This window comes from Kocuria sp. HSID16901 (assembly GCF_003989425.1).
Classification (GTDB): domain Bacteria; phylum Actinomycetota; class Actinomycetes; order Actinomycetales; family Micrococcaceae; genus Rothia; species Rothia massiliensis.
Genome location: NZ_RBLM01000004.1, coordinates 274,614 through 301,572 on the forward strand (window position 1 = coordinate 274,614; position 26,959 = coordinate 301,572).

24 protein-coding genes, 1 tRNA gene and 1 riboswitch are annotated in these 26,959 nt (G+C 61.7%); of the genes, 8 read left to right on the forward strand and 17 right to left on the reverse strand.

Going from position 1 to position 26,959, the window contains the following annotated elements; all coding sequences use genetic code 11:
* The first annotated feature begins 205 nt into the window (after nucleotides 1-205).
* Nucleotides 206-1,378 (forward strand): VIT1/CCC1 transporter family protein, encoded by a 1,173-nt coding sequence (locus tag D8M21_RS07845; protein WP_126855771.1) that lies wholly within the window; start codon nucleotides 206-208, stop codon nucleotides 1,376-1,378.
* Between the two features lie 247 nt (nucleotides 1,379-1,625).
* Here the strand turns inward: D8M21_RS07845 and sucD are convergent, their stop codons facing one another.
* The 4 genes from sucD to D8M21_RS07865 form a co-directional block, all read right to left on the reverse strand.
* On the reverse strand, nucleotides 1,626-2,543 hold the full coding sequence (gene sucD, locus D8M21_RS07850; protein ID WP_048679679.1) for a succinate--CoA ligase subunit alpha: 918 nt from the start codon (nucleotides 2,541-2,543) through the stop codon (nucleotides 1,626-1,628).
* A 35-nt stretch (nucleotides 2,544-2,578) separates the two neighbouring features.
* A complete protein-coding gene (sucC, locus tag D8M21_RS07855) occupies nucleotides 2,579-3,748 on the reverse strand; it encodes an ADP-forming succinate--CoA ligase subunit beta (protein ID WP_048680084.1) in 1,170 nt (389 codons plus the stop codon).
* A 268-nt stretch (nucleotides 3,749-4,016) separates the two neighbouring features.
* Nucleotides 4,017-5,438 (reverse strand): MFS transporter, encoded by a 1,422-nt coding sequence (locus D8M21_RS07860; RefSeq protein ID WP_065424235.1) that lies wholly within the window; start codon nucleotides 5,436-5,438, stop codon nucleotides 4,017-4,019.
* A gap of 114 nt (nucleotides 5,439-5,552) precedes the next feature.
* Entirely contained in the window at nucleotides 5,553-8,102 is a 2,550-nt protein-coding gene (locus D8M21_RS07865) for a UvrD-helicase domain-containing protein (protein ID WP_048679681.1), read from the reverse strand.
* 86 nt (nucleotides 8,103-8,188) lie between these two features.
* Between D8M21_RS07865 and D8M21_RS07870 the strand changes: the two genes are divergently transcribed.
* Entirely contained in the window at nucleotides 8,189-8,893 is a 705-nt protein-coding gene (locus tag D8M21_RS07870) for a hypothetical protein (protein ID WP_126855772.1), read from the forward strand.
* Between the two features lie 22 nt (nucleotides 8,894-8,915).
* Here the strand turns inward: D8M21_RS07870 and D8M21_RS07875 are convergent, their stop codons facing one another.
* Together D8M21_RS07875 and D8M21_RS07880 are read right to left on the reverse strand one after the other, a co-directional pair.
* Nucleotides 8,916-10,481: a DHA2 family efflux MFS transporter permease subunit gene (locus D8M21_RS07875; RefSeq protein ID WP_065424236.1), complete on the reverse strand. Its 1,566-nt coding sequence runs from the start codon at nucleotides 10,479-10,481 to the stop codon at nucleotides 8,916-8,918.
* A gap of 194 nt (nucleotides 10,482-10,675) precedes the next feature.
* A tRNA-Arg gene (locus D8M21_RS07880) sits at nucleotides 10,676-10,748 on the reverse strand.
* A 42-nt stretch (nucleotides 10,749-10,790) separates the two neighbouring features.
* On the opposite strand from D8M21_RS07880, the gene D8M21_RS07885 reads away from it, so the two are divergent.
* A complete protein-coding gene (locus tag D8M21_RS07885; protein WP_048679686.1) occupies nucleotides 10,791-11,684 on the forward strand; it encodes a DUF4031 domain-containing protein in 894 nt (297 codons plus the stop codon).
* On the opposite strand, the gene D8M21_RS07890 is transcribed toward D8M21_RS07885, so the two are convergent.
* The 4 genes from D8M21_RS07890 to D8M21_RS07905 form a co-directional block, all read right to left on the reverse strand.
* Nucleotides 11,681-11,908: a hypothetical protein gene (locus D8M21_RS07890; RefSeq protein ID WP_048680097.1), complete on the reverse strand. Its 228-nt coding sequence runs from the start codon at nucleotides 11,906-11,908 to the stop codon at nucleotides 11,681-11,683. The two genes, D8M21_RS07885 and D8M21_RS07890, sit on opposite strands and share 4 nt — an antisense overlap.
* A 339-nt stretch (nucleotides 11,909-12,247) precedes the next feature.
* On the reverse strand, nucleotides 12,248-12,868 hold the full coding sequence (locus tag D8M21_RS07895) for a C40 family peptidase (protein WP_048679688.1): 621 nt from the start codon (nucleotides 12,866-12,868) through the stop codon (nucleotides 12,248-12,250).
* 8 nt (nucleotides 12,869-12,876) lie between these two features.
* Nucleotides 12,877-13,028, reverse strand: a riboswitch (cyclic di-AMP (ydaO/yuaA leader).
* A 438-nt stretch (nucleotides 13,029-13,466) separates the two neighbouring features.
* A complete protein-coding gene (locus tag D8M21_RS07900; protein ID WP_048679689.1) occupies nucleotides 13,467-14,090 on the reverse strand; it encodes a thymidine kinase in 624 nt (207 codons plus the stop codon).
* Nucleotides 14,091-14,096: 6 nt separating this feature from the next.
* Nucleotides 14,097-14,792 (reverse strand): metal-dependent transcriptional regulator, encoded by a 696-nt coding sequence (locus D8M21_RS07905; protein WP_048679692.1) that lies wholly within the window; start codon nucleotides 14,790-14,792, stop codon nucleotides 14,097-14,099.
* Nucleotides 14,793-14,965: 173 nt separating this feature from the next.
* On the opposite strand from D8M21_RS07905, the gene serC reads away from it, so the two are divergent.
* Nucleotides 14,966-16,087 (forward strand): phosphoserine transaminase, encoded by a 1,122-nt coding sequence (serC, locus tag D8M21_RS07910; RefSeq protein ID WP_048679694.1) that lies wholly within the window; start codon nucleotides 14,966-14,968, stop codon nucleotides 16,085-16,087.
* A gap of 48 nt (nucleotides 16,088-16,135) precedes the next feature.
* Here the strand turns inward: serC and D8M21_RS07915 are convergent, their stop codons facing one another.
* Genes D8M21_RS07915 through D8M21_RS07925 form a run of 3 tightly spaced genes read right to left on the reverse strand, consistent with a single transcriptional unit; the run spans nucleotide 16,136 to nucleotide 18,483 of the window.
* Complete coding sequence (locus D8M21_RS07915) at nucleotides 16,136-17,461, reverse strand: MFS transporter (protein WP_048679697.1); 1,326 nt, start codon at nucleotides 17,459-17,461, stop codon at nucleotides 16,136-16,138.
* 54 nt (nucleotides 17,462-17,515) lie between these two features.
* The gene (locus D8M21_RS07920) at nucleotides 17,516-18,070 is read right to left on the reverse strand and encodes a DUF3027 domain-containing protein (RefSeq protein WP_082156687.1); all 555 of its coding nucleotides are present in this window, start codon (nucleotides 18,068-18,070) and stop codon (nucleotides 17,516-17,518) included.
* A gap of 29 nt (nucleotides 18,071-18,099) precedes the next feature.
* A complete protein-coding gene (locus D8M21_RS07925) occupies nucleotides 18,100-18,483 on the reverse strand; it encodes a cold-shock protein (RefSeq protein ID WP_048679698.1) in 384 nt (127 codons plus the stop codon).
* 262 nt (nucleotides 18,484-18,745) lie between these two features.
* On the opposite strand from D8M21_RS07925, the gene D8M21_RS11495 reads away from it, so the two are divergent.
* The 4 genes from D8M21_RS11495 (at nucleotide 18,746) to D8M21_RS07945 (ending at nucleotide 21,756) form a co-directional block, all read left to right on the forward strand.
* Nucleotides 18,746-19,033, forward strand: coding sequence for a hypothetical protein (locus tag D8M21_RS11495; RefSeq protein ID WP_238651158.1), 288 nt, complete (start codon nucleotides 18,746-18,748; stop codon nucleotides 19,031-19,033).
* 98 nt (nucleotides 19,034-19,131) lie between these two features.
* Nucleotides 19,132-19,839 carry a response regulator transcription factor gene (locus D8M21_RS07935; protein ID WP_048679703.1) on the forward strand — a complete coding sequence of 236 codons (708 nt, stop codon included), beginning with the start codon at nucleotides 19,132-19,134 and terminating at the stop codon, nucleotides 19,837-19,839.
* A 75-nt stretch (nucleotides 19,840-19,914) separates the two neighbouring features.
* Entirely contained in the window at nucleotides 19,915-21,342 is a 1,428-nt protein-coding gene (locus D8M21_RS07940; RefSeq protein ID WP_126855785.1) for a sensor histidine kinase, read from the forward strand.
* 123 nt (nucleotides 21,343-21,465) lie between these two features.
* Nucleotides 21,466-21,756: a WXG100 family type VII secretion target gene (locus D8M21_RS07945; RefSeq protein ID WP_048679708.1), complete on the forward strand. Its 291-nt coding sequence runs from the start codon at nucleotides 21,466-21,468 to the stop codon at nucleotides 21,754-21,756.
* Between the two features lie 6 nt (nucleotides 21,757-21,762).
* Here the strand turns inward: D8M21_RS07945 and D8M21_RS07950 are convergent, their stop codons facing one another.
* The 4 genes from D8M21_RS07950 to groL form a co-directional block, all read right to left on the reverse strand.
* Complete coding sequence (locus tag D8M21_RS07950) at nucleotides 21,763-22,743, reverse strand: ribonuclease HI family protein (RefSeq protein ID WP_048679711.1); 981 nt, start codon at nucleotides 22,741-22,743, stop codon at nucleotides 21,763-21,765.
* Nucleotides 22,744-22,755: 12 nt separating this feature from the next.
* Nucleotides 22,756-23,946, reverse strand: a complete 1,191-nt coding sequence (locus D8M21_RS07955) for an isochorismate synthase (protein ID WP_048679712.1) — start codon at nucleotides 23,944-23,946, stop codon at nucleotides 22,756-22,758.
* Nucleotides 23,947-24,024: 78 nt separating this feature from the next.
* On the reverse strand, nucleotides 24,025-25,167 hold the full coding sequence (locus D8M21_RS07960; protein WP_048679723.1) for a methyltransferase domain-containing protein: 1,143 nt from the start codon (nucleotides 25,165-25,167) through the stop codon (nucleotides 24,025-24,027).
* A 150-nt stretch (nucleotides 25,168-25,317) separates the two neighbouring features.
* A complete protein-coding gene (gene groL / locus D8M21_RS07965; protein WP_048679724.1) occupies nucleotides 25,318-26,952 on the reverse strand; it encodes a chaperonin GroEL in 1,635 nt (544 codons plus the stop codon).
* Nucleotides 26,953-26,959 lie beyond the last annotated feature (7 nt).

Here is a 26,959-nt window from a genome sequence, read left to right on the forward strand (position 1 = left end):
ACCGATGCCTCAGGGCATCACAGCGAAATGTCGACACACTGGAGATCCCCTCCCGGCATTTCACCCGCTCAGAGGGCGCCGTACGCGGCGTGTTCCTGCGGGCGAGCGAGACCTTCGGCCTGACGACCCATTACGGGACACGATTCAAGGGCCGAAGTCTCCGCGGTGAATTCATCGCGCGGCTCGGCCCGGAGGAGATACCCCCATGAACCCTGAGCCGATGAACCCCCGCCCTGCCGAGGATCTGCCTTCCCGCCACGAGGCCGATACGTTACGAGATCCCTCCCGGGCCCCCTCTACCGCCGCACAACGACGCCGCTGGCGTCGGTACCTTGCCGATGAAATCTCCGAGGAGACGGTCTACCGCTACCTTGCCGAACGTGAAGAAGGCCGGGACGCGGAAATTCTCTTCGAAATGGCCGGCGCCGAAAAACGTCACCAGCAACACTGGCGCGATCTTCTCGGGGCGGATGCGACACCGGATCCTCGCCCCTCGATCTCGTCTCTGACCCTTCAATTCATGGCCAAGCATTTCGGGAGCGTTTTCGTCTTGGCCCTTGCCCAGCGCGCAGAAGGCCGCTCCCCTTACGACGAAGATCCGGATGCGACCGACTCGATGGCAGCTGACGAAGCTGTACACGAAGAGGTGGTCCGCGCCCTCGCCACCAACGGCAGGGAAAAGCTCTCCGGTAATTTCCGCGCGGCGGTCTTTGGTGCCAACGATGGTCTCGTCTCGAACGTTGCCCTCATCATGGGTGTGGGGGCTGCCGGCGCGAGCCCGCACATGGTGTTGTTGAGCGGCGTCGCAGGCCTCCTCGCCGGAGCACTGAGCATGGGCGCGGGTGAGTTCGTCTCCGTACGTTCGCAACGCGAGCTCCTGGACGCGTCCCGCCCCACCCAGGTCACCCTCGACGTCGCACCCGACCTAGATATCGACCGTAACGAGGTCGAATTGATCTACCGTGCGCGCGGCATGAGCGAGGAAGCTGCTCACCACCGCGCCCTGGAGCGGTTTGGATACTACGAATGCGACTGCGATCCCTCGTTGTCGCACCGTGATGACGAAGACGCCGCAGAGGACGGAGCGGAGAACGTCGCTTTGGGCACCGACCTGGGGGCTGCGGCCTCGAGTTTCTGCTTCTTCGCCTCAGGCGCGATCATCCCGATTCTCCCGTACATCTTTGGAATGTCGGGCTACCCCGGGATGATCCTGTCCTTGTTCTTGGTGGGCATTGCCCTCCTGGGAACCGGCGCCGTGGTCGGTCTGCTCTCGGGAGCCTCTCCCCTCAAGCGAGGCCTACGCCAGCTATTGATCGGATATGGCGCGGCGTTGGCGACATACCTCCTCGGGCTCCTCTTTGGGACCTCGACGGCCTGACGCCTCTGGGCCTAGATGGAGAACGTGGGTGGGCCCACCACGATGTCGTCATTTCCAAAGTGTGGCGCCACCGGCCCCAGCAACGTAAATTCGTACCGCAAAGGCGTGGGGCCGGTGGTCGTCGCGGTATATTGCCCGACGATGTCCGTGTCGACCGTTGAGGACAACGCGATCCGGTTGAGCCTATTAACGCAAGGATCGCCCGGGCCGTAATGGCCCGGGCGATCCGACGACTCGACGCAGGGTTTTACCGAGCGGAGAAGATCTCTCGCATCAACTGTGCTGCCTCAGAGGGAGTCTTGCCGACCTTCACGCCGGCAGCCTCGAGGGCCTCCTTCTTGGCTTCAGCCGTTCCGGAAGAGCCCGAGACGATGGCGCCCGCGTGGCCCATGGTCTTACCCTCGGGAGCCGTGAAGCCTGCGACATAGCCGACGACCGGCTTGGTCACGTGGGCCTTGATGTAGTCGGCCGCGCGCTCCTCAGCGTCGCCGCCAATCTCACCAATCATCACGATGGCTTCGGTGTCGGGGTCCGCTTCGAAGGCCTCCAGGGCATCGATGTGGGTCGTACCAATCACGGGGTCACCGCCGATGCCGATGGCGGTGGTGAATCCGATGTCACGGAGTTCGAACATCATCTGGTAGGTCAAGGTACCCGACTTGGAGACGAGCCCGATCTTGCCGGAACCGGTGATGTTTGCGGGCGTAATACCCACCAGGGACTCACCGGGGGTGATGATGCCGGGGCAGTTCGGCCCGATGATGCGGGTCTTGGGCTTGCCGTCCGAGCCGGTGTTGGCCTTGGCATGAGCCCAGAACTCGGCCGAATCCTGTACCGGGATACCCTCGGTGATCACGACGACGAGCGGGACCTCGGCGTCAATGGCTTCGATCACAGCGTCCTTGGTGAAAGCCGGGGGCACGAAGACGATCGACACGTTGGCGCCGGTCTCCTGCACAGCTTCGGACACCTTCCCGAAAACGGGCAGTTCGACGTCAGAGCCGTCCTGAGCCTTGTGAGAGACGGTGGTGCCGGCCTTGCGTGCGTTCACACCGCCGACAACCTGGGTTCCGGCAGCCAGCATGCGCGCAGTGTGCTTGGTGCCCTCGCCGCCGGTGATGCCCTGAACGATGACCTTGGAGTCTTTGTTCAAAAAGATAGACATTTTTTCCTCTATATCTTGAGATGTATCGGCGGTGCTTAGGAAGCCTGGTGAGCGAGCTCGGCGGCCTTGTCGGCACCCGAGTCCATGGTCTTCGCCTGAGTGACCAACGGGTGGTTTGCCTCATCCAAGATGCGGCGTCCCTCTTCCACGTTGTTGCCATCGAGACGGACAACCAGCGGCTTGGTGGCCTGGTCACCAAGGATCTCGAGGGCCTTGACGATGCCGTTCGCGACGGCGTCGCACGCAGTGATGCCGCCGAACACGTTCACGAACACCGACTTGACCTGCTCATCGCCGAGGATCACGTCGAGGCCATTCGCCATGACCTCTGCGGACGCGCCACCACCGATGTCGAGGAAGTTGGCCGGCTTGACGTTGCCGTGCTTCTCTCCGGCGTAGGCCACGACGTCGAGCGTCGACATCACGAGGCCTGCACCGTTACCGATGATTCCGACCTCACCGTCGAGCTTGACGTAGTTGAGGTCGTTTTCCTTGGCCTTGGCCTCCAGGGGATCGGCTGCGGACTTGTCTTCGAGTCCGGCGTGATCCTCGTGACGGAATTCGGCGTTGTCATCCAGGGAAACCTTGCCGTCGAGGGCGAGGATTTCGCCGTCGCCGGTCTTGACCAGCGGGTTGACCTCGACCAGGGTCGCGTCTTCCTTGTCGTAAACCTCACCGAGCTTGACGAGGACATCAGCGACCTTGCCACGCAACTCCTCCGGGAAACCGGCGGCAGCAACGATCTCGGCAGCCTTCTCGGCGTCCAGGCCCTTGGCCGGGTCGACCTCGACGCGGGCGAGCGCATCGGGGCGCTCCACCGCGAGCTGCTCGATTTCCATGCCGCCTTCCACCGAGCACATCGCCAGGTAGGAGCGGTTGGCGCGGTCCAGCAGAACCGAGAAGTAGTATTCCTCGGCAATGTCCGCACCCTGAGCGATCATCACGCGGTGAACGGTGTGACCCTTGATATCCATGCCCAGGATCTGGGAAGCGTACTCGTAAGCCTCATCGGCGGTCTTCGCGACCTTGACGCCGCCCGCCTTACCGCGGCCGCCTACCTTAACCTGAGCCTTGACGACGGTGACGCCGCCGATCTTCTCGGCGGCAGCTTTAGCTTCTTCGGGAGTTTCGGCAACGATCCCTTGAAGTACGGGTACACCGTGCTTCTCGAAGAGATCGCGTGCCTGGAATTCAAACAGGTCCACGGATATGTGTCCTTCTTCGTCGAAGTCGTGCCGGCTGAACCGTTCAGCCCATCCGGCCTGATAATCGTGGAGCGCCAGCCTCCGCCGTGACCCTGAGATCAACGCGGGAGACAGGGCTCCCCTCGTGTGACTCTAACTCAGATGGTCGCGAGCACCCTAACTGCGGCACCGTATTTCGACGTGGCAGAACCGCATCGGGGAACATTTCACGTGCAATTCGCCCAAAGTGCACGAAATGGGCCCCTCAGCCCAGTGCCAGTCCCCCTCGTCAGCTGGCGCTAGTCTCCCCGTAGCTGGCCTCCTCGCGACGGCGGTTCTCCGGTTCCGTCGGGTCGACGTCGTCGATGTCCACGCTCGAGTGGTCCTTCGACCAGAGCACCGCCAGCAGTGCCAGAAGTGAAGCGCCCATGAGAATGTAGGCCGGCCACATCGTATTTCCGGTCGTGGAGATGAGCCACGTGTTGACCGCGCTCATGGGACCACCGAAGAGCGCATTGCCGATGTTGAACACCAGGGCAAATCCGCTGAAGCGTATGGCCGTGGGGTACAGCTCCGAAACTGCCGAAGGCAACGCGCCGTCGTTGAGCGAGAGGAATGCCCCCATCATGACGAGCGCGGCCACGACGAAGACGTAGTGCCCGGTCCCCATGACCATGAACGCGGGGATACTCAACACCAAGAAGGTGCTCGAGGCCAAGATCAAGGTGTTTCGACGCCCGATCCGATCCGCAATACGTCCGGTCAGGAACACGAACCCGATGTAGGTCACCAGGGAAATCGTGGTGGCGAGCTGGGATGCCGCGGCGTCGTAATGAAGATTCTCGGAGAGGTACGTCGGCATAAAGGTCAGCACCACATAGAAACCGACGGCGTTGAGTAGCACGATCCCGAAGCCCTGAATGAGTTCGGGAAAATTCTTGGTGACCAGCTGCAGGGTCGGCGACGGCGGCTTCTGGCCACGCTGGACCATCTCCATCTGGCGCGTGGTGTGAGCATGAAAAGCAGGAGTGTCGTCGATCTTGCGACGGATGTACAGCCCAATGAGTCCCAAAGGCCCCGCCACCAGGAAGGGAAGCCGCCAGCCCCACGACTCCATCGCGGAGTCCTCCAACAGGCCGTAAAGGATCGTGGCCGCCAGCGACCCCAAGAGCAATCCCGAGGCGGTGGAGGCCGGAACTATCGCGGCGTAACGGCCTCGTTTGCCACGTGGGGCGAATTCGGACAACAGGGCTGATGCGCCCGCGTACTCACCCGCGGCGGAGAATCCTTGGACCAGGCGAAGCACCAGCAAAACGATTGGCGCGGCCATTCCGATGGTCGAGGCGCCGGGAAGGCAACCGATCAGGAACGTGGCGCCGGTCATGAGAATGATCGACCACGCCAGGGTTTGGGTGCGTCCGTATTTGTCGCCCCAATGACCCCAAAAGAATGCGCCAAACGGCCGTATCAGGAAGCTCACGGCAAAGAGCGCGAAGGTCATGAAGAGGGATTTATCGGTGTCACCAGGGAAGAATTCGGCCGCGATCGTCACGGCCAAATAGCTGTAGGCACCGTAGTCGAACCATTCCACGAAGTTTCCGAGGAAACTGGAAACCACTGCTTTACGTCGTTGGTCGGCGGGAGGAGATCCCGCCCCCGTTTGCTCGGATGAGGTCTCGTTCTGGTCGGCATGGACCGAATTCGAGGGCATAGAAATCCTTCTGTGGTGTGGTTTGCACTACACCCTAGCGGGGATTTCCCCTAGTCACAGCCCATTGGTGCTGATCGCGAAAGAATATTCGACCGTTCAGGACGACGTCGTCCCCTAGCCCTCCACCTTTTTCAGCGGCGCATAGCGCAACAACAAACGTTTTTCCTCGTTGGCAAACCGCACCTTGGCCACGGTCTTATCGCCCCCACCTTCCAGGGCCACCACACGGCCACGTCCGAAGCTCTTGTGCTCCACGGTGTCTCCCACCGATAACGAAGGGATCTCTTTGGTTTGTTGGACGCGGGAAGCTTTGGTCGCCCGAGTCCCGAGCTGGGGAGAGCCCTCGATGCCTTGGCCATAACCGGCGTCGTGGCTTGCTGTGGCAGTCCGCGAGGATCCTCCGCTGCCCCGGCCTCCCCACGACGAGGAATCGGCCCAAGAGCTCCTGCCGCCACGGGCGCCTCCCCCAGAGAACCCACCGGCTCCGTACACCGCCGAGCCGAATCCTGTACCGAATCCCGCAGAACCCACCCGTTTCCACTCGATGAGGTGCTCGGGAATTTCCTCCAGGAAGGGCGAGGGCGGGTTGAACTGCCCTTGGCCCCACATTGAACGCGATTCCGCACGCGTCAGGTACAACCGTTTCATCGCGCGTGTGAGGCCCACATAGGCGATGCGGCGCTCCTCGCTCATTTCGTCGTCGTTGGTCAGGGCCCGCTGGTGCGGGAAAATTCCATGCTCCATACCCGTCAAGAAAACCACGGGGAATTCCAGGCCCTTGGCGGTGTGGAGGGTCATCAGGGTCACGACCCCCTCGGCGCGCGCTTCGGCCACCTCACGGGCGACCTGAGCCGCAGAGACCCCGCCCTCTTCTTCTTCGCCCTGCTTGGGTCGATTCGGAATTTGGTCCGCGTCCGCAACCAAGGAAACGTGCTCCAGGAATTCGCCAAGGCCGGCCTCCGGATGATCACGCTCGAATTCACGAACCACGGCCACGAGTTCGGCGAGGTTCTCCACGCGAGACTCGTCTTGGGGGTCCTCCGAGGTGCGGAGCGCTTCCAGGTACCCCGATTGTTCCAGCACGGCCTCGAGGGAGGTCGCGGCGGTTTCGGTTGCGGCAATCTGCGCGAGGTCATCCATGAGCGTCACGAAGGCGGTCACCTTTTTGGCTCCCGCCGCAGCGAGCCCTGGAGCGTCATTGGCTTGGCGCGCTGCGGCCATGAACGACGAGCCGTCCCTCGACGCGAGATTCGCGATGGCCCCTTCCGAGCGTGCACCGATGCCGCGCTTGGGTTCGTTCAGAATTCTTCGCACGCTGATGTCGTCGTCGGGATTCATCAAGGCACGCAGGTAGGAGAGGGCGTCTTTGATTTCTTTTCGCTCGTAGAAGCGCGTTCCCCCGACCACGCGATACGGGAGACCGACCCGCATGAGGATTTCTTCGAGCGAGCGGGACTGGGCATTGGTCCGGTAGAACACCGCGACGTCGCCTGGCGCCACACCGTCTTCATCACGCAGCCGGTCAATTTCTTCCGCGATGAACCGCGCCTCCGCGTGCTCATTTTCGGCGACGTAGCCGACGATCGGCACGCCGTCGCCCGAGGCCGTCCACAGTTTTTTCTCTCGGCGGTTCGGGTTACGTTCGATCACAGCGTTGGCCGCGCTGAGAATGGTCTGTGTTGAACGGTAATTCTGTTCCAACAAGATGGTCCGCGCTTGTGGGTAGTCGCGTTCGAAGTCCGTGATGTTGCGGATATCGGCACCGCGGAAGGCGTAAATGGACTGATCCGAATCGCCGACGACGGTCAGCTCCGCGGGTTCGACGGCCGAAGGGTAAGGGTTCTCCCCGCCCTGCGGGCTCGCATCGTGGCCGGTGAGTTCGCGCACCAGTGAGTATTGGGCGTGATTGGTGTCCTGGTACTCGTCGACCAAAATATGACGGAACCGGCGCCGATAGTAATCGGCGACCTGGGGGAAAGCCCTCAGCATGAAGACCGTCTGCGCAATAAGGTCGTCAAAATCGAGAGCATGAGCTGCCCGGAGTCGCCGCGTGTATTCGCTGTACACGCGGGCGACGGTGGATTCCCAGGGGTCGGTGCTCGATGCCGACGAGGCATTGTCTTCGGCGTCAACCAGCTCGTTCTTGAGGGTCGAGATTCGGTTCTGCAAAGCCTTGGGGGCGAAGCGCTTAACATCCAGTTCGAATTCCTTGGCAATCAACGTGATCAATCGCAAGGAATCTGCGGAGTCGTAAATGGAGAATGACGACTTCAAGCCGAGGGTCTGAGCCTCGCGCCGCAACACACGAACGCAGAAGCTGTGGAACGTAGAAATCCACATTTTTTCGGCTCGGGGGCCCACGAGTTCAACCACGCGTTCGCGCATTTCCGCCGCGGCTTTATTGGTAAACGTAATCGCGAGGATCTCCCCTTGATGGGCACGCCCCGTTGCCAAGAGGTAAGCGATCCGATGCGTCAGAACCCTTGTTTTCCCCGAACCAGCCCCAGCCACGATGAGCAGCGGCGAACCGGAATGGGTCACCGCCTCCGCCTGATGCTCGTTGAGGCCCTCCACGAGGGATCCGGGATCGTGCGATTCAGCTCCCGGTCCGTCGGACGGGGAGCTGGGCGGTGTAAAAAACGAAGAGTCGCGCAGAAAATCCATACTGTTCCCCAGTCTAAGCGAACAAAGTTTCGATTCAGCCCCCCCCCCGCCCCAGAGGAAGCGAACCTCAGGTCCATAATGGAGCTATGGGTATGTCGAAGGGCCAAAAGCAACGCCTCTATGGAAATTCCGCCGCGCCGTCGACGGCGCCCTCAGGGCCTTCGCGGCGTAGGGCACTCTCGTCCTCCCCCACGGGTCCGTCTCACCATCACGACGCCGAGTGGGCGTCCATTGCTCGGCCGGATCCACAGAAGTCCTCGTCCGGAATGATCGTGGTAGTTCTGTTCGTCATCGCTACGCTCATGTTCGCGGCGCTTCACGCATGGATGGTGCCGCAGCTGGGGGCACAGTCCCACGTTTCGCTCCCCGAGCTCCAGCCCTTCAGTTTCCCCAACGACGCCGCCACCATCTCTCAGGCTCTCGGCGAAGACGGACGAAGCGCGTACACGGGCCTTCACTGGTCCTGGGGACTCTTCACCCCGATATTTATCGCGCTCGCATGGTGTGCGATGATCGGCCGATCAATGCCTCGAGGTGCCACTCGGTGGGCCCTATGGTCCGCTCCCCTGGCCTATCTCGTCACCTTTCTCGCGGGGAATGTCGCTATCGACGCCGCCCTCGCCTCCCCCGAGGGTTCGGCGCCGGTCTGGGCTTCGATTCTCGTCATCATCCGGTGGATCGTCTTGCTCGCCATGCTCGTGGAGGCGGGATGGCTGGCCGTCCGGCTGGTCCGCGGCAAGTTCGACGCCTTTTCCCGCGGGGAGCTGGAGGGCCAGCAGCCCCTCCGGTGAAGTTCTCGAGGACGCTGGAGCCTTACCGTGTTTTAGCCATCGCGCGGCCCCGGAAACACGCGGCCATCACGGCCGCCACCAAAATTGCCGCCGCAGGCAGAAGGATGGACTCGCCCATGGCCTGGGCGTAGCCATCCCGCAACATCTCCGGCAACTGAGTTTGGCCGGCGGATGCCTCCCCCGAATGGGAAGAACCGGAGAGCATCGGAAGATTCGCGGCGATGCGGCTCTCCATCATCATCGAGATGAGCGAGGTTCCGAGCACGGCACCGACCTGGCGGGTGGTGTTGAAGATGCCGGAGCCCGCGCCGGATTGGCTCGGTTTGAGATCGCGCGTCGTCGTGATGGAGATCGGTGCCCACATGCAGGCGCCACCGACACCCATCATCACCGAAGGCAGCAACAGGAGCCAGATTTCAGTGTCCGGGGATATCAACCACCAGTAGCCCACCAGGCCCACCACGTTCATGAGGAGTCCGAATACGGCGATAAACGGCGCCCGACGGGCGGTCAGGATCTTGCCCACCACCGGAGCCAGAACGCCAGAGATGATAGCCATGGGTGCGGTCATCAGGGCGGCCTGGGTCGGAGTCATGCCCCTCACGAGCTGGTAGAAGAGCATCAGCGGCAAGGCGAAGGAGACGATCATCAAGCCGACCATGCTGATGGCCGCGTTGCCGAGGGAGAAGTTCCGGTCGCGGAAGAGCCCGAGCGGGACCAAGGGCTCGGATTTCGTGATCTTCTGCCAGACCACAAACAAGGCGAGCAGGACGACGCCGGCAATGATCAGTTCCGGAACCGTGATCGGCCCCCAAATGGCTCCCCAATCGTGTCCTTGGCCTTCCTGAATGCCAAAGACAATCAGGAACATGGCCAGAGCACTCAGAATCACGCCGAGGAAGTCCATCCGTCGCGTGTGGACGGGGAATCTCGGCAGCTTCTGCCAGGCCCGGATAAACGCGAATATTCCCACCGGAATGTTCACGAAGAAGATCCATTCCCAGCTCAGGGTATCCACGAGCACGCCACCCAAGATCGGTCCGACGAGGCTCGCGACCCCGGCCGTCGCGCCCCACACGCCCATCGCGGCACCGCGTCGTTCCGCGGGGAACAAGCGCGTGATGATGGCCATCGTTTGCGGCGTCATGATGGCGGCGCCCAAGCCCTGGAACACGCGGGCAATAATCAACATCTCGATACTGCCGGAGAGTCCGCACCACAGCGAGGCTAATGTAAAGAGCACCAAGCCGATCAGATACATGCGTCCGGGCCCAAAACGATCGCCCATGCGCCCTGTGATGAGCAACGGCACCGCATAGGCCAGCAAATACGCACTCGTGACCCAAACCGTCTGGTTGATGTCGGCACCGAAGTTTTCCATGATCGCGGGCATCGCCGTGGAGACGATCGTGCCGTCCACCAGAATCATGAAGAAGCCGATGACGATGGCCCACAACGCGCCCCAAGCGCTCTGGTCTTCGACGGCCGGACGCGTATCCGTAATGTGGTGCTGCCCCGTCCCCGTCTGGTCGCCCCCGGACGAGTCGTTCGTGGCAGATGCGTGCCTCGGTGTGTATTCGGAGTTCATGGCGTCAACTTTCGTATGTCGTGAGGGACCGCAAGAATCCACGACGCCGCAGCGTCCTCGATCAGGAAGACTCACGATCCAGCTCGGCGTGGCAGAGCTGGATCGGTCTGTTAAACGGGGGAAAACATCCCGGGATTGAGGGTGAAATGAAGAGGATGATGACAGTCACGTGCGCGAGATGCGCGGCACGAAAGTGCCCCCGAGTGGATTCGAACCACCGACACCGGCTTTAGGAGAGCCGTGCTCTATCCCCTGAGCTACGAGGGCGCACCGACACATTCTACAGGGTTCACGTGCCATGCTGGGTTCATGACCGTTTGGATCGATCAACCCTTGTGGCCCGCGCACGGGACCATGTTCGCACACATGGTCTCGGATTCCCGCCTTTCGGAGCTGCACGACGTCGCCGAACGCACCGGCCTGAGTCCTCGGGCCTTTGACCAAGATCACTACGACGTCCCCGAGCATCTTGTCGCCGAGGCGGTGGCCCAAGGCGCCATTCACGTGACGCCCCATGAACTCGTCCGACGCTTGATCGCCTCACCGCTGCGCATTCCTGCTAAGGAACGCCCCGCCAAGATCAGGGCTCGCCTGCTTCGCAATTGGGAAGAATGGGCACCTGACCACCCCGAGCTTGGCCGGCGGGTGCTGGATCGATGGGAATCTCCGGATCGGGGGTACCACTCCTCCGTCCACCTCGGTGAGGTATTGGAACATGTGTCGACCCTCGAACGTCAGAGTTCCCTGGATGCGGCGTCGCGACGAATCCTCCGTGCGACGGCTTGGTACCACGACGCCGTTTATAACGGAAAGCCCGGTCACGACGAGTCCCAGAGCGCTCAGCTCTGCGCCTCGGATCTCGCCGGCGTTCTACCCCCAGACGAGGTGCGCCGAGCCTCCGAGCTCATCATGGCCACGAGCGACCACACGCAAGACCGCCCTGATCCACTCTGGCCGTACTTCCACGACGCCGACCTCGGCATCCTCGCCGCCGCATCCCCGCGGTATGACCGCTACGCTGCCGCCGTGAGAACCGAATACTCTCATGTTCCAGGACCAGAGTTTCGTGCCGCTCGAGCCACGATCCTCGAGGGATTTCTTGCTCAGCCGTTCATTTACCTGACGGCGCCCGCCCGCGAATCCTGGGAAGAACGGGCACGGGAGAATATTTCCGCCGAGGTCCGGCGCCTCCGGGGTGCTTAGTCCCGCCTGCGGGTACGGCGCTTGTTGTACATGACCGCGCCGACAAGCCCGATCACGATCCCCACCCCTCCCACGATCGATACCCACATCGCCGGATTTCCGAGGAAGAGGGAGACGATCAGGCCAATCACGATTCCAGGTACAGCCCCGGAAACCATGCCGACCGCCATGGCTTGAAATTCTTGATCACTGCTACTGCGCGGGGGCTCAAACTGTGTGGGCATCTCCCCATGATAGAACCTGCCGGATGCGCCGCAGACACAAAAAACGCGACCCCCGCTGGTCGTCGGGGGTCGCGTCACGCGAAAGTGATCTCCGCACTGTCCGAATCGCGGGCCACCGGTTCATGACCGGAGCCTCGCGTGAGGAGGGAAACTTGCACTTCCACCATAAGCACACGAAACCCTCTGTGACGAGCCCTGCGGCACCGCCACGCCGAAGCATCTCGAACTGTGGACGACCCGCGGCTGGACAGAAAAAGTTTCGGGCACAAAAAAGGGGCGTCCGGGTTTCCCTCCCGGACGCCCCTCATGCCTCACAAGGTGAAACTTGAGATGCGGAAATTAGAGTCCCGGCATGCTGTAGTAGCCATCAACCGGCATCATGCCGCCGCCATCAACCGAGGTGATGGTGGTGCCCTGCGAGGGGTTGAGGGCCGAGATCATCTGGCCGTCACCGAGGTAGATGCCAACGTGAGCGTAGTTGTTGGTGAAGACGACGTCGCCCGGCTGCGGGTTCGAGGTCGGGGTGAGCTGGTTCTTCATCGAGTAGGTGTAGGAATCCAGCTGAATGCCGGACTGAGCAGCAACGTAGGAAACGAAGCCGGAGCAGTCCCAAGCCTTGAAGCCCTTGCCGCCCCAAACGTAGGCCCCGCCGAGGCCAGCCTTGGCGTCCTCAATGATCTTGGCGCGGCTACCGGTAGCTGCGGTCGAACCGGTCTCGCCACCGCCGCCACCGCTGTTGGAAGCGGAGTAGTCAACGGTCTGGACGTTGGTTGCCTGAGTGGTGGGGGCGTCGTAGGAAGCCGTGGTGGGTGCGCTGTAGGACGTCGAAGCAGCTTCGGCGAAAGCGTTAGCCGGAGCGACGGAGCCTGCGACGACGCCGGCAGCTGCAACTGCAATACCGGTGTTACGAACGACGTGGGACTGGGTTGCGGCGCGGTGACGCGCGATGTGCTTAGCCATAGTAAAAGTTTTCCTCCCTGTGCCTGCGAGGTGAGCTGTCGGGTTCGGATGGGAGACACCCGGTCGCTGGAGCGACTTAACCCCAAGGGCTCTTACGAGGAAGAACCCAGATAATGGGTCCCCCGCCTCTGCCATCGGACGTGTTTGGTTTTTTTGTTTCACCGGGTAGTGGCAGAGCTAGGCGTTCTATCCGGTGGTGCCGTCTCGACCAGTGATTGGCACGAGTACGAGCGTACACACCCCTCACCCAAATGTCACGTTTTGATCACGACGACGTCACCTGAACACGAATCGGAACGCTTCTCCGGCCTCAAAAAGGACGATTGTAGCCTCGCTCCAGAAGCGTGTCAGACCCCGTCGATCCCCGTCATGGCGGGGATCGGAGCATTACTTCGTTTGCCGATATTTCGTCGCCAAGACCGCCCGAAAAATTTTAAAGTGTCCTCACACACAGGTTCTTGCTGGGGTCGAAATTCGAGACATGAGGCACCCCGAGGCATCCCCAGCCAGACCCGTCAGATCACGAAATGATTAAGGTGAAGCGCGTCATGGTCAAGGTTTCGTGACGGCACAGGGAGTTTTCAGCGAGCCAACGGCACTATTCGCCGAGCTGCCCCTGGGTCTCCCGGAGGTAACAACTGGCGCACAGTGACTCATACGTCACGGCCTCGCCATCGATCGCAATCTGGCTACCGGCGAAGACGAAGTGGTCCCCGACTCGCCGTCCATTGAAGAGAGCCTTCCGGCCACAGCGGCAGATCGTCTTGAGCTCTTCCAAGGTGTGGGCAAGCTCCAACAAGCGACCCGATCCTGGGAAGGCCCGTGTCTGAAAGTCGGTGCGAATTCCGTATGCCAGCACGGGAACGTTGTCGAGCACAGCGACGCGCATGAGGTCATCCACTTGGGCTCGCGTCAAAAATTGGGCCTCATCGATGAGCAGGCAGGCCACCGGAGGAAGGTCCATGCTGAGATGCAGGCCGCCGTCGTCTCCGGCGGCGTGGTGCTGAAAAGTTGCCCTCGCGGATTCTTCCGGACCAAGTAAGAAATTCACTTCACGGGATACTCCGAGCCGAGACACGATGTGGGATTCGCCCTTCGTGTCGACCCGAGGTTTGGCCAGAAGTACTCTCTGACCTCGTTCTTCGTAGTTGAAGGCTGCCTGGAGCAACGCCGTGGATTTCCCAGAGTTCATCGCCCCGTAGCGGAAGTAGAGCTTGGCCACGTCCGGTTATGCGCCGCGCTTGACGACGATGTGGTCCGCCACCTCCGGGTCGAGATCCACCCCTTCGTCGTACCCATCCACGAGAACGTGAATGGCACCGTTCTTGGGTTCGATGCTGATCACGCTGCCACGCTCCATGCCGGCCCGGCCCAAGACCTTCATGACGTCAATATCTGCCTGCAGCACTTCGGGGAATCGCGCCAGCGTAAATCGATCTTCAGGCGAGGAGTCCTTGGCCGCAATCGACAACGTGACCGTCTTGGGGTCATCTCGTTCGCTCGTAATACCCAATTCTTCGAGGCCCGGAATCGCGTTGCCATACGGGGAGTACTTGGGAGAATTCAGCAGCTCCACGAGCCTGCGTTCCACACGCTCGCTCATGACGTGCTCCCAGCGGCAGGCCTCGTCGTGCACATAGGCCATATCCAACCCGACGACGTCCGCCAGCAATCGCTCGGCGAGCCGGTGCTTACGCATCACGGACACCGCACGCTCACGACCTTCGGGGGTGAGGGCCAAGGATCGGTCGCTTTCCACGTGAACGAGGCCATGCCGTTCCATCCGCGCAATCGTCTGTGACACGGTGGGCCCTGAATGATCCAGGCGCTCGGCGATACGGGCGCGCATCGGGGTGATGCCCTCTTCCTCTAAATCCAAAATGGTTCGGAGGTACATCTCTGTTGTATCGACGAGGTCCGTCATTGGAGGTATAACGCCCTTCTCGCTATGGCCGTGGTGTGTGCCTGTCCATTCTAGGTGCTAAGGGTCATCTTCGGTCCAAAATTCTTTTCCCGTGAACAAACCCGCGCACAATGGTGTAGTCAGGACGCACAACTAGCCGCCTACCCACCATTTTGATCATTGGAGCATACTTCGTGACAGATCACCTCGTCATCCCCCAAAATCTCCACCCCCATGACGGACGCTTTGGTGCGGGTCCTTCCAAGGTGAGGCCCGCTCAGCTCGACGCGCTGACGGCGTCGTCCGGTCTCCTCGGAACCTCTCATCGTAAGGCACCGGTCAAAGATCTGGTCGCTTCCATTCGCTCTGGACTTCGCGATCTGTTCGACCTCCCCGAGGGTTACGAAGTCATTCTCGGCAATGGTGGAGCCACCTCCTTTTGGGATTCGGCAGCTTTTAACCTCGTTCGTTCCCGGGCCGCCCACCTCAGCTTTGGGGAATTCGGTTCCAAATTCGCGAAGGCCACCAATAATGCACCCTTCCTGGAAGAGTCCCACATCGTGACGGCCGAGCCCGGGACTCGACCCGAGCCCGTGGCCTTTCCCGACGCCGATGTTTACGCTTGGCCACAGAACGAGACGTCCACCGGCGTGGCGGCTCCGGTTCGCCGCCCGGCGGGGATCTCCGATGACGCCTTGGTTTTGGTGGACGCGACCAGCGCGGCCGGCGGCATGAGCGTTGATCCGGCCGAGGCCGACGTGTACTACTTCTCGCCTCAAAAGAATTTCGCCTCCGACGGCGGGCTCTGGCTCTCCTTCTTCTCCCCGGCCGCTCTCGCTCGGGTCGAGGAGATCGCGGGGACGGGCCGATGGGTTCCTGATTCGCTCAACCTCACGACCGCGATCGATAACTCCCGCAAGAACCAGACCTATAACACTCCGGCGCTGACGAACCTGATTCTGCTGCAGGACCAGATTTCCTGGATTCTCGACCAGGGCGGACTCGCCTGGGCCGCCGACCGCACCGCTCGTTCGTCCCAGATCGTGTACGAGTGGGCTGAGTCCAACCCCTTGGCTCGCCCCTTCGTCGAAAATCCCGACCATCGGTCCCCCGTCATCACCACCGTCGACTTCGACGAATCCGTCGATGCCTCGCGGGTGGCCGAGATCCTGCGTGCCAACGGCATCGTGGACACCGAGCCGTATCGCAAGCTTGGACGCAATCAACTGCGCATCGCGACGTTCACCGCCATCGAGCCCGACGACGTCGCGGCGTTGCTGACCTGCATCGATTACGTCCTCGAACGCATCAGCTGATTCCAACACGAGCCCAGCTCGGCGGCGTGGGGCAAGCCGCCCACCCGATCACCGCGGTTCTTGAACTTCCAAGGCCGCGGTGATCGGCGCGTAGTCGGCGTCGCGTTCGAGCCTCACAAACCCTCGCCGCGAACGGTCATACGTGAGATGAAGGTGCTGGCTGCGCCAGTACCACAGGAACCCCAGCAAGGCCGTCGCCAGCCCCGCGGCAACTGCCACACCCAATCCCCACCGGGCGCCCCACAGGTCATTAATCCTTCCGACCACCGGCGCCCCAATCGGGGTTCCACCCATGAATACCGCCATATAGATGCTCATGACGCGTCCACGCATGTGCGGTTCGGTCGAGACCTGAACGTAGGCATTGGCCGAGGTGATGAAGGTAAGGGAAGCCAGTCCCATCGGGATCAAGATGACGGCGAACACCACGACGTTGGGAGAAGCGGCGGCAGCCAAACACGTCAGTCCGAAAAGTCCGGCCGCCCCAAAAATGAAACGGAGTCGTGGACGTTCCCTCTTGGCAGCCATCAGAGTTCCCGAGACAGAGCCGATGGCCATCGCTGAGGTCAGGAACCCGAACTGATTCGCGCCATAACCGAATTCGCTGGTGGCCATGGCAGCAATGTTTATCGCGGAATTCATGCCAAAGGTCCCCACCAGGAATGCCCCTACCATCACGATCAAAATATCCGGCCGCGATCTCACGTAAGCAAAACCATCGCGTAGTCGAGAACTCGCCCGGGAGACCCTAGGCATGGGTCGAAGCCGAGTCGTATCGATCGCGACGATGGCCCCAATCATTGCCAAGAATGTCACCGTATTTATCAGGAACACCGGGCCTGATCCGACCGCCGCGACTAAGAGCCCAGCGATCGCCGGCCCAATCAAACGTGCCGAATTAAAGGACATCGAATTCAGCGCCACGGCATTCGGCAAGTCACGGTCTTGCACCAGATTAGAGACGAAGGTCTGCCGCACCGGCGAGTCGATTGCCGTGACGATGCCCAGGAGAAGGGCAAATACATAGACCTGCCACAGTTGCGCGGAGCCACTGATGACCAGCACTCCGAGGAGGGCGGCCAGAACCGCCATGGCTCCTTGCGTCAAGAAAAGGACCTTGCGGCGATCGGAACGGTCCGCGAGGAGCCCGGCGTACGGCGCTAAGAAGAGCTGAGGAAGAAACTGGAGGGCCATCACGATGCCCATGGCCGTCGAGTCCTCGTGGGACAGGTCGTTGAACACCAGCCAGTCCTGAGCGATGCGTTGCATCCAGGTGCCGATGTTGGAAACCAGCGCGCCCAAAAACCACCAGCGGTAATTGGGCACGCGAAGGGATCGGAAGGTTCCCGTCCGGTGGTGTTTGTCGTCCGTCAGGATTTCGTGTGACGTTCCCGGTCATCTCCTCGCCTCGGGCAGGTCCCCGGGGAATTATTCCTCCGGTGCGTCCCCCTCCGTGGAGTCCGCATCGTGGTCCGCGCCGTGCGAGTCTTCGCGGTCATCGTTCGCGTCGGAGGTTTCCGGCGCGTTGGTTTCTTCAGGTTCCTCGTTTTCGATGTCTTCGGGACGTACCCGGTCGGCCCAGGGAACCCATTCGGGGGCGAGCAGGGCGCCGTCACCCGGCACAAGGCCAACTTCGCACACCGTGACCTTTTTCGACCGTGGCGCCCGTGCGACGGTCGAGAACCAATACCATCCGCGGTATCCGGGCAGGGTGCATTCAAAGAGGTGCGTGGACAAACGATCTTCTTCACCACGAACGTGGTGGATCGTGCCGATCGTAGACTCGGAGGTGATCTCCAGGACGCCAGCTCGCGCGACATCCTGGGCCTCGGCGAGCACGGCGTCGAGGCGTGTGGTCCGACGCCGTACCTTGCGCGGGGAGCCGAGCGTCAGAGTCGTGGGAGCTTCCGCCCGTTCCGCCACGGACGTTGCGGCCCCCGAAGAGACCGACGTGACCGGTTCGTCCTGCACTGTTTTCGACATACTCCTATTCAACCTTGTGCTGAGCCTAATTATGCGTCGAGGTTGTCCGCGACATTCCGAAGAATCGTCGCAACCTTCTTACCCACGGCGCGTTCCGGGTAACGCCCACGGCGCAAGGAGTTGGAGACGCCGTCGAGGAGCTTGATGAGGTCCTCGGTGATAACGGCCATCTCGTCAGCGGGTTTACGGTGGTTCTTCACCGAGGAGGGGATCCGGTCGAGCAAACGTGCCGAGAGCGCTTGGGCTCCGCGGCGACCTTCAGCGATACCAAATTCCAAACGGGTTCCGGCCTTGACGGACGTGACTCCAGAGGGGAGGGCAGAGGACGGCAGGAAGACTTCCTGGCCGTCCTCGACGGTCACGAACCCGAAACCCTTCGTCTCGTCGTACCACTTCACTTTTCCGGTGGGCATGTTGCGTTCCTTTGCTGTATTCGTGGGGATGTCCCCCATTCGACGCGTTCGCGAGACGGTCCCTTATCGTCCACGCGGGCGCTTCTGCAGGTCCTCTACCCTCGATCCCTTGGCGGTTCACGCAGAAGCGAACGCCGTTGTGGGACTCATCGCGGGGAAGACCTCTCGTCAAAAAGTCTTAGGTATCGATTATACAGCCACCCTGACGCGGAGAGGGTGCCTCGGAATTCTGCCCTCAGGCCGAAAAGGTACCGTGGTACCCATGACTTCTCGTTCTTCCCAGGGCAGAGCCACCGGTGACTCGCCCCTCGACTCAGGCCACCCCGAACCTCAATCCTCCGAGGCCCCGGGATTCGCGGGGTTTGCCGTAGTGGCTGCCATTCTTGCCGCGATCAGCGTGGTGAGCGGCGTTGTCATGCTCATCCTGAAGTGGGTAGGCATGCACCCGTGGAACATCTTGACGATGCTGCCCATGATGTTGCTCCCTCTCGCGTTTATTCTGTTGATGGTCGCGCTCTTTTTGGCCGCGCGCCGACGTCGTACCCAGTAACAGAATCTGGGGGAATATTTTCTGCCCACAGTGCCAAATCAGCCTGCACTCTTTCAATATTCAGGCTTCATTCAGCCTACTAGGTGACACTTGGGCCTGTGAAAGCACATCAAACTGAAGCCAAGCTGCTCGTTGTCGACGACGAGCCCAACATCCTCGAGCTCCTTGCGACCTCGCTGAGGTTCGCCGGCTTCGAGGTCATCACCGCTGCCAACGGTCGCGAAGCTCTGGACCGAGCAACCGCCGAAACCCCTGATTTGGCCGTCATGGATGTCATGCTGCCCGACATGGACGGATTCACCGTGACGCGCAAAATCCGTGCCACCGGTTTGCTCTTCCCGATCTTGTTCCTCACCGCAAAGGACGACACCGAGGACAAGGTCACCGGTTTGACGGTGGGCGGCGACGACTACGTCACTAAGCCCTTCAGCTTGGACGAGGTGGTTGCCCGCATCCGCGCCGTCTTGCGCCGCACCCAGGCCCTGGAAGAGGAAGATTCCCGGCTGCACGTCGAAGATCTGGTGCTCGACGACGACGCACACGAGGTCTACCGAGGCGACCGCGAGATTGACCTGTCGCCCACGGAATTCAAGCTTCTGCGGTATCTCATGCTCAACCCCAACCGGGTCCTTTCGAAGGCACAGATCCTCGACCACGTGTGGGAATACGACTTCAACGGTGACGCCTCCATCGTGGAGTCCTACATCTCGTATCTGCGTCGAAAGATCGACAACGACAAGTCATTGCCGCCGCTGATCCACACCAAGCGTGGCGTCGGCTACCTGCTGCGGACGTCCAAGCACTAAACCGTGGTGCAGTCCGTCACCAGCCGAGTCCGACAGTCCAAATTGGGCGCGCTCTCTTTGCGCACCCAATTGGTCATGTTGACGGCTCTTCTTCTCGCATTGGCGATTGCGGTGACCAGCCTGGTGGCAGTCTCTGCCTTGCGCGGGCAGTTGATTCAGCAGATTGACTCCGAGATGAATTCCTCGGCAGCGAATCTCACAAAATATCTTGGCAACGATAAGTCCACGTCGACGGACGGCCCCGGATTCCGCTATTCCGCGTACCTCATGGACTCCGACGGCAACCTCGTAAGTTCGATCGTCGCCGACGACGGCAATTCATCGCCGCGGCTCACGGGCTGGAATCACGACAACGGAGTGAGGTACAACGGCCAAGGCCTCACGGTCCCAAGCAACACCGGGGACACCGAATGGCGCATCCTGCCGATCGCCTCGAAGGATTCCAACTACACCGTCATCGTGGCGACGCCCCTGACGCAGACCAATGCCGTGGTGACGCTCGTCGGCGTCCTCACCTTCGCCTTCGGCATGGCCACGTTGGCGGCGGCTGCGGCCTTGGCTTGGGTGTTGGTCACGCGCGCGTTCGAGCCTCTCGCAAGGGTCGAACGAACCGCATCTCGAATTGCCGCGGGCGACCTCTCCCAACGCATCGAGCGGCATGATCCACGAACCGAAATCGGCCAGCTGTCCTTGTCCCTCAACGTCATGTTGACCCGCATTGAGGAAGCCTTCGATGCGCAGAAACATTCCGAGGTCAAGATGCGTCGCTTCGTGGGCGATGCTTCACACGAGTTGCGTACCCCGTTGGTGTCGATTCGCGGCTATTCGGAGTTGTATCGCCACGGCGCGCTTCAAACGGACGAGGACGTCGCAAAGGCGATGAGCCGCATCGAGGCAGAGTCGAAGAGAATGGGGCAGCTGGTCGAGGACCTCTTGGTGCTCGCCCGAATCGACGAACGACGCCCGCTCGAAGTCACCACGGTAGACCTCCTGAAACTGGCTCAGGACGCCGCCGACGACGCCGCGGCGTCTGCCCCCGAACGTGAGATTTCGGTCGTCGGCCTCGAGGAAGTCCCAGGCCTCCCCGCTCCGGTGCGCGGCGATGAGTCACGCTTGCGGCAGGTTTTGGCCAACCTGGTGACCAATGCTCTGCGCTACACACCGGAAGGCAGCCCGCTGGAACTCGCGGTGGGATCTCGGCCGGGAATCGACGGCGAGTACCTCTCCGTACTGAAGGTCGTGGATCACGGTCCGGGCATCCACGGCGACGACATGCAGAAGGTCTTCGAGAGGTTTTATCGCTCAGACACCTCCCGCACCCGCGACACTGGCGGCACCGGCCTCGGTCTCGCCATCGTGGCGGCCATCGTGACGCAACATCACGGCACGGTACGGGTCGAAGAGACGGATGGCGGCGGCGCGACAATGGTCGTCCAGATCCCGCAAGCGCGCCCCGGTGCCGAGGATCCCCATCCACAAAGTGGCAAAAACGTCACGGCATAGCGGTTTATCCCCAATGGGGCTGCCGTGAGTCGTCCCGACGTCGAGCGGCTCGACTCGTCGATCTACCCTCCTGCTATCGGCTACCGCGGAAAGGCTCCGCGGACCTAACCACAGGAGGTCACCATGGCTCAGTTCGTCGTCGATTCCGAGGTCATCACGGGTAAAACGTCCGAGGCGCGAGGTTATATGGAGCGCATCGCCACCGAGGTCAATGGTCTCACGACGTCACTCCAAGAACTCCAGTCCACGTGGACGGGAACGGCCTCGGCCAGGTTCCAAGAAGTCCTGTCGAATTGGCGCCAAACTCAAGCACGAGTCGAGGAATCTATGGGACAGATCAACCAGGCCCTCGCGAGCGCGGGCACCAATTACGCGGAAACCGAGGCCGCCAACGCCTCGATGTTCGCCGGGTAGACCGCCTTAGGCCTCCGGGGTATCTTGCCGCACGGCGAGACCCCATCGACCGGTCTCTCGACGGACCCACAGGCTCGTCCGCACGGCTGGTCCGCGAGGAGTTTTGACCCGGCTCACCACGAGTCCCGCGTGCTCTGACGGTGAATGGGTGCTGACGTATTCGGGGTCTCCCCGGAGGCCAAACGCCTGATCCAAGTACCGGAGGGCGGCTTCTCGCCCGGCGTGACGGCCACGCACCGTGATCCAGACGAGTTCTTCGGCCAGTAAATCTTGCACCCGTGAGGCGTCATGGTGAGTCGCGGGATCGTTGAGTTCTTGTTCGCATCGGAGGGCGGCCTCGGCGGGAGATTCCTGCGCGCGGGAGGGTTGGACCCCCGTCAGCGTGGATGCATCTCTCGTTGCGGCCTCCCCCGCCGCGGTACTCCGTGTGGCCCCCGGGGAAACCTCCCGCGATACTTCGTTCGGTGCGAGTCCGCCCAGGCCGGGGCCTTCATCCGGCGTCTGGTGCTTTTGGTACGCCGTGGCCGCGGCGCGGGCTTTGTCATCGGCGTGTTCATTCAACTCGTGTCCGGCGTGGCCTTTGACCCACTCAAATTCATAGGTGCGGCCGGATAAAGCTGCATCGAGTTGCTCCAGGAGGTCTCGGTTGAGAACCGGCTTGCCGTCTTTCTTCTTCCAGCCTTTGGCCTTCCACCCGGGCATCCACTGGGTGATGCACTTGATCACATATTGGCTATCACAAAGGATCTTGAGCGGACGCTCGGGCATACCCGCGGTGGATTCGACCAGATCCAGAACGGCCTTCAGCTCCCCCATGTTGTTGGTTCCGTGGGGCCAGCCGCCGGCTCGCCAGCAGGTCTCATTCACGTACCAGGCCCATCCGGCGGGTCCTGGATTGCCCAAGGCCGAACCGTCGGCAGCGGCGACGAGCGGGCCGTCGTCGGCGGGCTCATGCCGCGAGCCGCTGGCTCTTTCCGAGGTGGTCATCGAAAGTCTGCCTTACTGATCGAGGGTGTTTAGGTCGTCGAGGGTTAGGCCCAGGGACGCCAAAAAGGTCGAGAGTTTCACGGCGGTTTCGTGGTGCTCCCCCGTCGGAGTCGAACCGTTCACGATGCCCGCGCCTGCTCGAAGGGTCACGGTCCGAGGTCCGACGCGGCCGCTCCGCAGGTTCAGGGCCCATTCTCCGTTACCGTCCGGATCGGTCCAGCCGACGAGGCCGCCGTAGAACCCACGCTGAGAAGGTTCGAGCTCTCGGATCACGTCCAATGCGACGTTTCGAGGCGTTCCGCAAATAGCCGGCGTGGGATGAACCGCCTGTGCCGCGTCCAACGCGGACAGTCCGGGGAGCAAACGCCCCGAAATGTACGTTCCCAGGTGCCATAGTTGCGGGGTCGCCACCAACGAGGGCGCCGCGGGAACATTGAGCTCGGTGGTGATCGGTTTCAATCGATGTGCAATATCGTCCACGACGGTCGCATGCTCCGCGCGGTCTTTGGCCGACCTCATGAGGGCTTCGCCCGTTTGGGCGTCCTCTGTCGGGTCCGACGCCGCCCGTGAAGCGGATCCCGCCAACGGCTTGGTCGAAACCTCACCGGATTCGACACCCACTACCAACTCTGGGCTGGCCCCCATGATGTATTCACCCGTGGAAGTGTCGCGGACGCTAAACACGTAGGCCGAGGGGTTCATTTTTTTCAGATTCGCGTACAGTGCCGCGGGATCCAACGGTTCGTCGTCGTAGTGAAGCTCCAGCGCCCGAGACAGGACGACCTTTTCTAGTTGGCCGTCGTGAATCCTCTGCACCGCCGCAGCCACCGAGTCCCGAAAAATGCGGCTATCAAGGCCAAGAGTGCCCGTGGGCCGAGCAAGAGGTATGCGGTTCTCCTCGCCTTGCTCTCGTGGAGTCCACCTAAACCACTCGGGTACCGCGAGTCTCGGCGCCTCCGCCGGGTCGAAAGGCAGAAGCCCGACGACGATGGAATTAATTTCACGGGCCACATCCAGGCATTCGTCACGGTCGACTTCGTGCAATTCGCCGCCGGCTTCCAGTGTTCCGCGCGGCGTCGTCATCGTGAATCCTGGCAGGCGAGCGTGTTGGTCACCGTTCGATGTCGCGATAGTGCGGTCAGGGGTAAGCGGATCGCCGTCTTTATCCGATCGTGGCACCCCGATGCTCTCCGAGAGGCTCATGTTCACAATCCTCGATCCCTGTTCTTCAACACTCGGACTAGTTTAGCCCCGCTAGCCTTTTCCCCCGTCGGTGCCAGCTCAGGGCTCTCCCCGTCGCCGCAGCAGAACCATGGTTTCGCTGTGGGTGGTCTGCGGAAACATGTCGAAGAGTCGTGCTTCGACCGCGGTGAAGGACCTCAGGGCGTCCAAGTCCTGAGCGAGAGACTCTGCGTTGCAACTCGAATAGATGACCGTTGCCACGCGGGAAGATTCCAGCCACCGAGCAGTTTCCAGGCCAATGCCCCGTCGAGGCGGATTAACGACGACGCAGTCCGGCTCGTCATGGCTCCCGTTGGTAAAAGTTCCAGCGTCCGCGGCGGCGAAATCGATGTGATGAAGGCCGGCGCTCCGAGCGCTGGAACGCGCCGCCTCAATCGCTTCCGGATCTATCTCTATGCCACGAACCTCCACGCTGTCACCCAACTTTTCGGCAAGGTGCATGGCGAATCCGCCGACGCCGCAGAAGAGGTCCCATACCGAGGAAGGCGAGACGGATTCGGCCCACGCCGCCGCCTGCCGGTACATCCCTGCCGCGATCTCGGAGTTGGTCTGGAAGAAACCGTGAGGCCTCAAGTGGAGGTCAATTCCGTTGAGGCGCATCGGCAAGACCCGTTGATCCGTCAGAGGGATCTCCTCCGGTCCTTCCATCACCGCCTTGTGTTCGCGCAATATATTGGCGCTGACCACTCGTAGACCAGGCAAGGACTTCTTCAGCTCAGGCACGCCTTGGCGAATAGGGACCACGTACTTTTTGCTTCGCAGAACGAAACGCACCATGAGTTCCCGCTGAGGAGAAATCGTCACGATGAGGTTTTTGAGTTCACCCCTCCGGGCGGCGATGTCGTACGGCACTAATCGATGCTCTCTCACGAAGTCCTTGAGCATCGGTAGAGCATCCGTGATTTCTTGGGGATACAGGCCGCATTCGCTGAGGTCGGTCCCTCGACCCCGCCGATCCACGATGCCTAACTGAGGGTCCTCCGCAGTCCCGGTGACCACCATTTTGGCCTTATTGCGAAACCCGGATTCCCGGCTCCCCATGGGCTCATGCCACACCAGCCCCGGCCGGTTCCCCACCAGGGCACGCACTGTGCCCTGTTTGTCCTCAAGCTGCTGTTCGTACGGCACGCCCATGCGCACGCATGAACGGCAGAGCTGGGCGGAGAAATAGTCACAGTGCATCGTCAGTCCATGCTAGTACCGCCGCGCGCCCCACGGGTATCGCCGAGGGGCGGGTTTGCCCGTCGTCGGTTCACCACGGCAAAACCCCCGCACGAGCCAGTGCTCGTGCGGGGGTTTGACGTCAGCGGGATGTACCGGCGTGAGCCGAAATTACATCATGCCGCCCATACCGCCCATGCCGTCCATGCCCTCGGCACCGGCGCCGGCGTTCTTCTCCGGCTGGTCGGCCACAACGGCCTCGGTGGTGAGGAACAGACCCGCGATGGATGCGGCGTTCTGCAATGCGGAACGGGTCACCTTGACCGGATCGTTGATTCCGGCGCTCATCAGGTCCTCGTACTGACCGGTGGCCGCGTTGAGACCGTGACCCTGCTCGAGGCCGCGCACCTTGTCGGCGACGACGCCGGGCTCGAGGCCAGCGTTCGAAGCGATCTGCTTGAGCGGGGCGTCCACGGCAACCTTGACGATGTTGGCGCCGGTTGCTTCGTCGCCCTCGACCGTCAGGGTCTCGAAGGCACGAACGCCAGCCTGGATCAGTGCCACGCCACCGCCGGGGACGATGCCCTCTTCGACGGCTGCCTTGGCGTTGCGGACGGCGTCCTCAATGCGGTGCTTGCGCTCCTTGAGCTCGACCTCGGTAGCGGCACCGGCCTTGAGCACGGCGACGCCGCCTGCGAGCTTCGCCAAACGCTCCTGGAGCTTCTCGCGATCGTAATCGGAGTCGGTGTTGGCGATCTCGGCACGAATCTGTGCAACGCGACCGTCGATCTCCTCAGCGGATCCCGCGCCGTCGACGATGGTGGTCTCGTCCTTGGTCACGACGACTTTGCGTGCCTGGCCCAGCAGGTCCAGGGTGGCGGTGTCGAGAGACAGGCCGACCTCTTCGGTGATGACCTGACCGCCGGTCAGAACGGCGATGTCGGCGAGCTGTGCCTTACGACGGTCGCCGAAGCCCGGAGCCTTGACGGCGGCGGACTTGATCGAGCCACGCATCTTGTTCAACACGAGCAGTGCCAGGGCTTCGCCCTCGACGTCTTCCGCGATGATCAGCAGCGGCTTGCCGGACTGCATGACCTTCTCCAGAACGGGGACGAGGTCCTTCACGTTGGAGATCTTGGAGTTGACGATCAGGATGTAGGGATCCTCGAGGACCGCTTCCTGACGATCGGCATCGGTCACGAAGTAACCGGAAAGGAAGCCCTTGTCGAAGCGCATGCCCTCGGTCAATTCGAGGTCCAGCCCGAACGTGTTGGACTCCTCGACGGTGATGACGCCTTCCTTGCCGACCTTCTCCATCGCCTGAGCGATGAGCTTGCCGATCTCCGGGTCGCCGGCCGAAATGGATGCGGTTGCGGCGATCTCTTCTTCGGTTTCGATTTCCTTGGCCGAGGAGAGAAGCTCCTTGGTCACGGCCTCGACAGCCTTCTCGATGCCGCGCTTCAGGGACAGCGGGTCCGCACCGGCCGCGACGTTGCGCAAGCCCTCACGAACCAGGGCCTGGGCCAAAACGGTCGCGGTGGTGGTGCCGTCACCGGCGATGTCGTCGGTCTTCTTCGCAACTTCCTTGACGAGCTCGGCGCCGATCTTCTCGTAGGGATCCTCGAGCTCGATTTCCTTGGCGATGGAAACACCATCGTTGGTGATCGTGGGTGCGCCCCACTTCTTTTCCAGTACCACGTTGCGGCCGCGCGGCCCCAAGGTCACCTTGACGGCGTCGGCGAGGGTATTCAAACCCTTTTCGAGTCCGCGGCGTGCCTCTTCATCAAAAGCAATCAATTTTGCCATGGCGGTT

What these genes read in the sequence shown, in the direction of transcription:
- D8M21_RS07845 (WP_126855771.1), top strand. Translation starts at nt 206, where the DNA reads ATGAACCCTGAGCCGATGAACCCCCGCCCTGCCGAGGATCTGCCTTCC.
- sucD (WP_048679679.1), bottom strand. Translation starts at nt 2,543, where the DNA reads ATGTCTATCTTTTTGAACAAAGACTCCAAGGTCATCGTTCAGGGCATC.
- D8M21_RS07860 (WP_065424235.1), bottom strand. Translation starts at nt 5,438, where the DNA reads ATGCCCTCGAATTCGGTCCATGCCGACCAGAACGAGACCTCATCCGAG.
- D8M21_RS07865 (WP_048679681.1), bottom strand. Translation starts at nt 8,102, where the DNA reads ATGGATTTTCTGCGCGACTCTTCGTTTTTTACACCGCCCAGCTCCCCG.
- D8M21_RS07870 (WP_126855772.1), top strand. Translation starts at nt 8,189, where the DNA reads ATGGGTATGTCGAAGGGCCAAAAGCAACGCCTCTATGGAAATTCCGCC.
- D8M21_RS07875 (WP_065424236.1), bottom strand. Translation starts at nt 10,481, where the DNA reads ATGAACTCCGAATACACACCGAGGCACGCATCTGCCACGAACGACTCG.
- D8M21_RS07885 (WP_048679686.1), top strand. Translation starts at nt 10,791, where the DNA reads ATGACCGTTTGGATCGATCAACCCTTGTGGCCCGCGCACGGGACCATG.
- D8M21_RS07890 (WP_048680097.1), bottom strand. Translation starts at nt 11,908, where the DNA reads ATGCCCACACAGTTTGAGCCCCCGCGCAGTAGCAGTGATCAAGAATTT.
- D8M21_RS07895 (WP_048679688.1), bottom strand. Translation starts at nt 12,868, where the DNA reads ATGGCTAAGCACATCGCGCGTCACCGCGCCGCAACCCAGTCCCACGTC.
- D8M21_RS07905 (WP_048679692.1), bottom strand. Translation starts at nt 14,792, where the DNA reads ATGACGGACCTCGTCGATACAACAGAGATGTACCTCCGAACCATTTTG.
- D8M21_RS07920 (WP_082156687.1), bottom strand. Translation starts at nt 18,070, where the DNA reads ATGTCGAAAACAGTGCAGGACGAACCGGTCACGTCGGTCTCTTCGGGG.
- D8M21_RS07925 (WP_048679698.1), bottom strand. Translation starts at nt 18,483, where the DNA reads ATGCCCACCGGAAAAGTGAAGTGGTACGACGAGACGAAGGGTTTCGGG.
- D8M21_RS11495 (WP_238651158.1), top strand. Translation starts at nt 18,746, where the DNA reads ATGACTTCTCGTTCTTCCCAGGGCAGAGCCACCGGTGACTCGCCCCTC.
- D8M21_RS07940 (WP_126855785.1), top strand. Translation starts at nt 19,915, where the DNA reads ATGTTGACGGCTCTTCTTCTCGCATTGGCGATTGCGGTGACCAGCCTG.
- D8M21_RS07945 (WP_048679708.1), top strand. Translation starts at nt 21,466, where the DNA reads ATGGCTCAGTTCGTCGTCGATTCCGAGGTCATCACGGGTAAAACGTCC.
- D8M21_RS07950 (WP_048679711.1), bottom strand. Translation starts at nt 22,743, where the DNA reads ATGACCACCTCGGAAAGAGCCAGCGGCTCGCGGCATGAGCCCGCCGAC.
- D8M21_RS07955 (WP_048679712.1), bottom strand. Translation starts at nt 23,946, where the DNA reads ATGAGCCTCTCGGAGAGCATCGGGGTGCCACGATCGGATAAAGACGGC.
- D8M21_RS07960 (WP_048679723.1), bottom strand. Translation starts at nt 25,167, where the DNA reads ATGCACTGTGACTATTTCTCCGCCCAGCTCTGCCGTTCATGCGTGCGC.
- groL (WP_048679724.1), bottom strand. Translation starts at nt 26,952, where the DNA reads ATGGCAAAATTGATTGCTTTTGATGAAGAGGCACGCCGCGGACTCGAA.